The organism is Leeuwenhoekiella nanhaiensis, from assembly GCF_002744755.1.
GTDB classification, from domain to species: domain Bacteria; phylum Bacteroidota; class Bacteroidia; order Flavobacteriales; family Flavobacteriaceae; genus Leeuwenhoekiella; species Leeuwenhoekiella nanhaiensis.
In genome coordinates, this window is record NZ_KZ319320.1 from 1 (window position 1) to 6,456 (window position 6,456).

Here is a 6,456-nt window from a genome sequence, read left to right on the forward strand (position 1 = left end):
AAAGATGGCAACGTAACTGGCGGTTGGGATTTACAGGAATTGCGTAGCATACAGGATTACTATGTGAAATATGGATTGTCTTCGGCAAGCGGTGTTTCCGAAGTGGCGTCAATTGGTGGTTACGTCCAGGAATACCAAGTGGATGTTGACCCTGAAAAAATGCGGCAGTACAACATCGGTTTGACCGATATTGTAAAAGCGGTAAAGGAAAGCAATCAAGACATCGGTGCGCAGACCTTGGAAATCAATCAAGCAGAATACCTTGTTCGTGGTTTAGGGTATGTGAAATCTGTCGCCGATATCGAAGATGCGGTAGTCGCTTCTGAAAATTTTACTTCTATTCGAATCAAAGACATTGCAAATGTTCATCTGGGACCACAAACGCGACGTGGTATTTTAGATAAAGAAGGTGCCGAAGTGGTAGGCGGTGTCGTGGTAGCCCGTTATGGCGCAAACCCATTGGAAGTCATCAATAATGTAAAAGAACAAATTGCTGAATTATCGTCCGGACTACCCACTAAAACCTTGGCAGATGGTCGTACTTCACAAGTGACTATCGTTCCCTTTTACGACCGTACTCAGCTTATTCAGGAAACACTTCATACGCTTAATGAAGCCCTTACACTTGAAATACTGATTACCATTTTGGTCATCATCGTAATGGTGTTCAATCTGCGTGCATCCATTTTAATTTCTGGCTTGTTGCCTGTTGCCGTTTTAATGGTTTTCATAACAATGAAGCTCTTTAATGTAGATGCCAACATTGTTGCCTTGTCAGGAATTGCCATTGCTATCGGTACAATGGTGGACGTGGGCGTCATACTTGCCGAAAATATGATTCGCCATCTGGAAGATGAAAAATTACGCTTTCGCGAAAGCGGAATAGAATACACTACAAACGAAATCATCTACAACGCAACTGCCGAAGTCTCTGGTGCAATTTTGACCGCAGTGCTCACGACGATTATCAGTTTCCTACCTGTGTTTACGATGATAGGTGCCGAAGGGAAACTCTTCAGACCATTGGCTTTTACAAAGACAATGGCACTTTCTGCATCGCTTGTAATCGCGCTGTTTTTAATACCGCCATTTGCCGCTTTCCTTTTCAGAAAAACAAACGTTCGCCAGCAATCTAAATTGCTTTTAAATGGTCTTTTGATCGCACTCGGCATCACTACACTTGTATTTGGTTACTGGCTTGGGTTGATTTTGATAGCTTTTGGATGTAGTGGTTTATTCTTTTCGCTTAAAGCGAAAAAGGAATACAACCATACCATTGCTGGCTACAGGCTCAACATCAATCAAAATGTAGTAAATATCATCATTTCCTGTATTGCTATCGTCGTGCTATTAGCCGAATACTGGCGACCACTGGGTTTTGACCGTAGTATCCTAATGAATTTGATTTTCGTAGCGATTATCTGCTTTGGACTGCTTGGTGTGTTTACAGTTTTCCGAAGATACTATGACAGCATTTTGCGCTGGGCACTTCAAAACCGATTTCTGTTTTTAATTATTCCAACCACGGTGCTGATATTAGGTGTGGTCATAATGCGTAACACAGGCAAAGAATTTATGCCTGCACTCAATGAAGGTTCATTCCTCTTAATGCCGACATCTTTACCACACGCTGGTGTCGAAGAGAACAAGCGTGTCTTGCAACAGCTGGATATGGCCGTGGCAAGCATCCCTGAAATTGAAACTGTAGTGGGAAAAGCAGGAAGGACAGAATCTGCCCTCGACCCTGCACCACTCTCGATGTATGAAAATGTCATTCAGTACAAGTCTGAATATATGCGAAACGAGAATGGCGAGAGACAACGCTACCGTGTAAACGATGATGGTCTATTTGTTCTGAAAAATGACAAGTTCATTATCAACCCAAATAATGAAATCGATGATGATGCAAACTATGAAGCGTCACAACTCAAAACAAGTGCAACACGCAATGAATTGATTGAAGATAACGATGGCGAATACTACCGAAACTGGCGACCAGAAATAAGCAGTCCTGATGACATTTGGAATGAAATCGTTAAAGTGACGAAGTTCCCAGGCGTGACTTCTGCGCCCAAGCTGCAACCCATCGAGACGCGACTCGTAATGCTACAAACGGGTATGAGAGCACCTATGGGAATTAAGGTCAAAGGACCAGATTTAAAAACCATAGAAAACTTTGGACTGCAATTGGAAGATATTTTAAAGCAAGCCGAAGGTGTCAAAGAACAAGCCGTTTTTGCAGACCGTATTGTGGGTAAACCCTATTTGCTGATTGACATTAAAAGAGACCAGCTGGCACGCTATGGGATTTCAATTATGGATGTTCAGGAAGTGCTTCAGGTTGCTGTGGGTGGTATGCCGCTTACCCAAACGGTAGAAGGCCGTGAGCGGTATGGTGTTAGAGTGCGCTATCCACGCGAATTACGTGCAAATCCAGAAGATTTAAAAAGCATCTATGTTCCTGTATCAACTGGAAGTCCGGTTCCTTTGGGCGAACTGGTGGATATTCGTTACGAGCAAGGTCCACAGGTCATTAAAAGTGAAGACACCTTCTTGATTGGCTACGTGCTGTTTGATAAACTCGATGGCTTTGCCGAAGTAGATGTGGTGGAAAATGCCCAAGCGCTCATCCAACAGAGAATCGATAATGGCGATTTGGTCGTGCCACAAGGAATCAGTTACCGATTTACAGGAACGTACGAAAATCAATTGCGAGCAGAAAAAACGCTATCGGTAGTCGTGCCACTTTGTTTGCTGGTCATTTTCTTGATTTTGTATTTCCAATTCAGGTCGGTTTCTACGTCCCTTATGGTTTTTACTGCCATCGCTGTAGCCTTTGCAGGTGGTTTTATAATGATTTGGTTATACGGTCAGGATTGGTTTTTCAATTTCAGCTTTTTTGGCGAGAACCTACGGGATTTGTTCAATATGAAAACCATCAATTTAAGTGTGGCCGTTTGGGTCGGTTTTATAGCCCTTTTCGGTATTGCGACAGATGATGGTGTTGTAATGGCAACTTATTTAGACCAGTCTTTTAAAAGCAACGAACCAGACAGTAAAAAAGGCATACGTCTCGCCACATTAGAAGCCGCAGGAAAACGCATACGTCCGTGTTTAATGACTACCGTTACCACGGTTTTGGCATTGCTGCCAGTACTCACATCTACAGGAAAGGGAAGCGACATTATGATACCGATGGCAATACCCATTTTTGGCGGAATGATAATCGACATCACATCCTATTTCCTGGTACCAGTTTTATATAGCTGGAAAAAAGAATACCAACTTAAAAGAGCAAACAAATGAAAAATATAAAAATCATAATCTGTCTTTTGTTTGTTTCCGCTTTAGCAAAGGCGCAACAATTACAGTCCTACATTGAAGAAGCGGAAGCTAATAACCCGGAGATTCAGGCTTTTGAATTGCGCTACAATATTGCCGAAGAAAAAGTAAACGAGGTCAACTGGTTGCCAAATACCGTGGTAAGCGCGGGATATTTTGTAAGTGAACCCGAAACCCGAACCGGTGCCCAAAGGGCACGATTCTCTATTTCGCAGATGTTGCCTTGGTTTGGTACGATAACAGCGAGAGAAAACTATGCGAGTTCGATGGCGGAAACCGAGTTTGTAGAAATTGCCATCGCCAAACGGAAACTTGCACTTGCGGTCGCCCAATCCTATTATCAACTGTATTCCATAAAGACGAAGCAACTTGTGTTCGATGAGAATATCGAACTTTTGGAAACTTATGAACGTCTTGCATTAACCTCGTTGGAAGTTGGTAAAGCATCAGCGGTAGATGTTCTTCGACTTCAGATAAGACAAAACGAACTCGTCCAGCAAAGAGAAGTTTTGGAACAGGATTATCAGGCCGAACAGACGCTTTTCAACAATCTTTTAAATAGAGATGAAACGATGCCCGTAAATGTCATAGAAGATATGATGATTCCAGATGTTGACCCTCTCGTTTTAAATGAAAATCTTCAGTTAAATCCTGAGCTCATAAAATACGATAAGCTGTATGAGTCTATTGAACAGTCAGAGTTATTGAACCAAAAGGAAAGTGCACCCAGTATTGGTTTTGGATTAGACTATGTACCAGTTTCAGAGCGAGCGGATATGAATTTTTCAGATAATGGAAAAGACATTATAATGCCTATGATATCCATATCCATACCAATATTCAACAATAGGTACAACTCTGTAACCAAACAAAATGAACTGAGGCAGTTGGAGATAATATCCCAGAAAGATGAGCGGCTTAATAGCCTCGAAACACGCCTTGCGCAAGCAGTCCATAACAGGAACACTATGAGAATCAAATTCAATACGCAGACAGACAATTTAAAGCAGGCGAATGATGCCGAGGAAATTCTCATTAAAAATTACGAGACCGGAACCATAGATTTTAATGATGTACTGGATGTACAAGAATTACAGTTGAAGTTTCAAATCAATTTAATCGAATCTATTAAAGGGTATTATACAGAATATGCTAAGATAAATTATTTAACAAGATAAAATAAAAACATAAACAGTCAATGGGTGAAACCCAAACTTGATAAATTACAAATAGTTAAAAATGCAAATTATGATTAGAAAGATAACAATAGTATTTGCGCTGCTCATAACATATATGGGTAATGCACAAGTGGGAACTAACGGACAAGATAGAAAAGAAGAAGGAAGACCAGTTAAGGAATACGATCTTACGATTGAAGAAAATGAAATGACGCTCGCTGGTGTAACCGCTAAGGGAATGACCATCAATGGTGGTATTCCTGGACCGGTTTTGGAATTTAACGAAGGCGACCTTGCCATTATCAATGTAACCAATAAAATGGATGAAGAAACCTCAGTGCACTGGCACGGGTTGATACTTCCCAACTTTTACGATGGTGTTCCGTATTTAACGACACCGCCAATAAAACCAGGTACAACATTTCAATATAGAATCCCTATTAATCAATCAGGAACCTATTGGTACCATTCCCATACGATGCTACAAGAGCAAAGCGGTGTTTACGGTTCAATAGTTATTCAACCAAAAGAAAAAACATTGGATTATGACAAAGATTTAGTAGTGGTGCTGTCAGATTGGACCAACGAAGATCCAATGAATGTATTGCGAAACCTTAAAAGACGTAACGAGTGGTATCAAGTTAAAAAAGGAACGGCAGTACCGTTAAGTAGAGTCATAAAAGAAGGTGCCTTGGGAGCACAATTTAAGTTCTGGAGAGATAGAATGGAAGGTGCAGATATAGCAGACATTTATTATCCCGCATTTTTGAGCAATGGTAAATCACTGGCAGAATATCCAGAATTTAAACCGGGAGAAAAGGTAAGACTTCGCTTCATCAATGCCTCGGCTTCTACTTACTACTGGGTAGATTTCGGTGGTGGTAACCCTTTGTTGGTTGCCAGTGACGGAGTTGATGTGCAACCCGTTTCTAAAAGCAGATTTCTCTTTGGTATAGCTGAGACGTATGATGTTATCGTTACCATTCCCGAAGGTACTATAGAGATTACCGCTACGGCACAAGATGGCTCTGGTCATACCTCTATACAATTAGGTAGCGGCACACTCTATCCAGCTAAAAGAATTGACAGACCTGATAAAGTGGAGATGATGAAGCAAATGGCTAAAATGGATATGAAAATGGGCGCGCCTGCGATGGTGGGCAACAAAAAGAAGAAAACACCAGAATATCTGAAGGAGAATTATGGAATGAAGATGGATATGAAAGACGGTCAGATGAAAATGGTGATGCGCGATAAGATGTCGATGAAAGATGGCAAAATGAATGACCAGATGGATATGAAGATGGATGATACGATGGGAATGAAAAAGGACAAAATGCAAATGAACCAAGCAGGGGATTCAGACAAAATGAGTGACCATATGCAGCACGATATGTCAAAGATGCAAAAGGATACTTCCTCATTTGATTACGAAACCCGTAAAACCTATTTCAACTATGATTTTTTAAAAGCAAAAGAAAATACTGCATTTAAAGATGATTTACCAGTAAACGAACTACTATTGAATCTAACAGGAAATATGGAACGGTATGTATGGAGTATGAATGGTGTGCCATTATCAGAAACCGACAAGATAAATATAAAAGGAGGTGAAGTAACCAGAATTACACTTAATAACCTCACAATGATGCACCACCCAATGCACTTGCACGGCCATTACTTTAGGGTCATCAACGAAAATGGTGAACGTTCCCCATTAAAGCATACGGTAAACGTACCGCCAATGCAGAAAGTGGTCATAGAATTCTATAACGAAGAATATGGAGATTGGTTCTTTCATTGCCACGTACTATACCATATGATGGGTGGTATGGCGCGTGTGTTTAGTTACGATACCCCAAGGGACGAAAGAATGAAAGATTATCCAGTTCAAAAGCTTATCAATGAGACAGACCATTACTATTCTTGGGGATTG

The 6,456-nt window shown here is 41.0% G+C and carries 3 protein-coding genes; all 3 read left to right on the forward strand.

Annotated elements, in window-relative coordinates:
• Window positions 1-3,306 (forward strand): efflux RND transporter permease subunit (locus CJ305_RS19090; RefSeq protein ID WP_099647824.1); only part of this gene is annotated, 3,306 nt, incomplete at its 5' end.
• Entirely contained in the window at window positions 3,303-4,520 is a 1,218-nt protein-coding gene (locus CJ305_RS19095; RefSeq protein ID WP_099647825.1) for a TolC family protein, read from the forward strand. The genes CJ305_RS19090 and CJ305_RS19095, both read left to right, overlap by 4 nt.
• 70 nt (window positions 4,521-4,590) lie before the next feature.
• Window positions 4,591-6,456, forward strand: a 1,866-nt coding sequence (locus tag CJ305_RS19100; protein WP_099647826.1) for a multicopper oxidase domain-containing protein, incomplete at its 3' end; no start/stop codon positions are given.